This window comes from Dactylosporangium sp. NPDC050588 (assembly GCF_040654975.1).
Taxonomy (GTDB): Bacteria; Actinomycetota; Actinomycetes; order Mycobacteriales; family Micromonosporaceae; genus Dactylosporangium; species Dactylosporangium maewongense.
Window position 1 is genome coordinate 1 of the sequence record NZ_JBFAJA010000217.1, and the last position, 2,582, is coordinate 2,582.

At 74.0% G+C, this 2,582-nt stretch carries 1 protein-coding gene; it reads right to left on the bottom strand.

The features are described 5' to 3' along the window. The coding region (locus AB0I21_RS57360; protein WP_360574492.1) for an amino acid adenylation domain-containing protein at positions 1-2,570 on the bottom strand (2,570 nt) is incomplete at its 3' end. Positions 2,571-2,582 lie beyond the last annotated feature (12 nt).

Genomic DNA, 2,582 nt, shown 5'->3' on the forward strand with positions numbered 1-2,582 from the left:
AAAGCCTCATCGGTACGACCGGCGACCGCCGTCCCGATCGGCACATCCGTGCCCGCACCCAGCTTCGACAACAGCACCCCGACCGCGGCCTGGACCACCATGAAGACCGTCGCGCCGTGCTCGCGAGCCACGTCGCGCAGGCGGGCGTGCACCTCCGCGGGGATGTGCAGCGGCACGGTGTGGCCGACGTGGCTCGCCGCCGCCGGGCGGGCGTGGTCGGTGGGGAGCTCCAGCTCGTCCGGCGCGCCGGCGAGGGCCTGCCGCCAGTGGGCGACCTGCCGGGCGATGACGCTGCCCGGATCGTCCTCCGAACCGAGCACGTCACGCTGCCAGAGCGCGTAGTCGGCGTACTGGACCGGCAGCCGCGTCCACTGTGGAGCTTCGCCGGCCAGCCTGGCCGTGTACGCCGTCGTCAGGTCCGCCGCGAGGGGGCCGGCGGACCAGCCGTCGCCCGCGATGTGGTGGATGACGACGACCAGGACGGACTCGTCGGTGAACAGCGACGCCCGGATCGGGATCTCCCGCTCCAGGTCGAACGGGTGCCGGGTCGCGGCGGTGACCGCCTCGGGGCTGCCCCCGGACACCTCGAGACGCCAGCCGTCGCGCCACTCGGTGTCGTCGAGGATCCGCTGGAACGGTGCGCCGCCGGCGACGGGGAACACGGTCCGCAGGACCTCGTGCCGCCCGATCACGTCGCGCAGCGCGGCGTCGAGCGCGGCGACATCCACGGCGCCGGAGAGGCGCAGCACGACGGGGACGTTGTAGGTGGGGCTCGGGCCTTCGAGCCGGCCGATGAACCAGAGGCGTTGCTGCGCGTACGACAGCGGCAGGCGCTCCGGGCGGACCTGGGGCGTCAGGGCGGGCCTCGCCGTGCCGGCGTCCGGGAGGCGGGCGGCGAGTCCGGCGACGGTCGGGCTGTCGAACAGGGTCCGGATGTCGATCTCGACGCCGAGGGCCGCCCGGATCCGGCTGACGAGACGGACGGCGAGCAGGGAGTGGCCGCCGAGGGCGAAGAAGTCGTCGTCGACGCCGACGGTGCCGAGGCCGAGGACGTCGGCGAACGCGGCGCACAGGGCGGTCTCGCGGGCGCCGGCGGGGCCGCGGCTCGACGTGCCGGCGCCGGTGGCGTCGGGTGCGGGCAGCGCCCGCCGGTCGAGCTTGCCGTTGCCCGTCAGCGGCAGCGCGTCCAGGGCCACGAACGCGGTCGGCACCATGTACTCGGGGAGGCGGGCCGCGACGAACTCCCGCAGCCCGTCGGTGGCGCCGACGACGTACGCGACGAGCCGCCGGTCGCCGGGGACGTCCTCACGGACGACGACGGCCGCCTGGGTGACCTGCCGGTGCCCGGTCAGCACGGCCTCGATCTCGCCGGGTTCGATCCGGTACCCGCGGATCTTCACCTGCTCGTCGGCGCGGCCGAGGTACACCAGGTTCCCGTCGGCGTTCCAGCGCACGACGTCGCCGGTGCGGTACAGGCGCTCACCGCTGCCGAGCGGGTCGGCGACGAACCGGGCCGCGGTCAGCCCGGCGCGGGCGACGTAGCCGCGGGCCAGCTGCGCGCCGCCGATGTACAGCTCACCGGCCACTCCCACTGGCACCGGCTGCAGCCGCTCGTCCAGCACGTACAGGCGGGTGTTGGCGATCGGCCTGCCGATCGGCACCTGATCCGCCAGGTCCTGGCCGGCGACGGCGCGGTACACGCAGCAGCCGACAACGGTCTCGGTCGGCCCGTACTCGTTCACGACGACCGAGCCGGGCGAGTGCGAGAGCCAGTCCCGGACCGGCGCGGCCAGGAGCGCCTCGCCACCGACGACGAGCACCCTCGCGCTCGGACCGGTCAGCAGCTCGCTCAGCATCGGCAGATGCGCGGGGACCACCTTCAGCACGTCGAACCCGCCGGAACCGTTGACGACGTCCGCCAGGCCCTCGGCGCCGCCGTCGACGCTGGCCACGACCCGCGACCCGGCGATCAGCGGCACGATGACGCTGGTGACCGTGAGGTCGAACGCCAGGGAGGAGTGCAGCACCGCACCCTGACCGGCCGGACCGTACTCGGCGGCGGCCCACTGCGCGTAGTTCGTCAACCCGCCGTGGGTGACCGCCACACCCTTCGGCGTGCCGGTCGAACCGGATGTGTAGATGACGTACGCGAGATGATCCGGCAGCACCGGCACCCACAACGGATCCGGCGACTGCCGGCCGATGCGCGGGTCGTCGACCGCGACGGTCCGCACCCGCCCCGCCGGCAGCTCGTCCAGGTCGTCCTCGAGACCCAGCAGCACCGCAGCCTTCGCGTCGGCGAGCATGAACGCGATCCGCTCCGCCGGGTACGCCAGGTCGATCGGCAGGTACGCGCCGCCCGCCTTCCACACCGCCAGCAACGCCACCACCATGTCGACCCCGCGCGGCAGGTACAAGCCGACGACAGAGTCAGGCCCCACCCCCGCACCAGCCAAGTAGCGGGCCAGCCGGTTCGCGCGGGCGTCCAGGTCCACATAGGACACCTCCACGCCGTCACACACCACCGCCACCGCGTCCGGCGTCCGCGCCACCCGCTCGGCGAACAACACCGGGACGAGGTC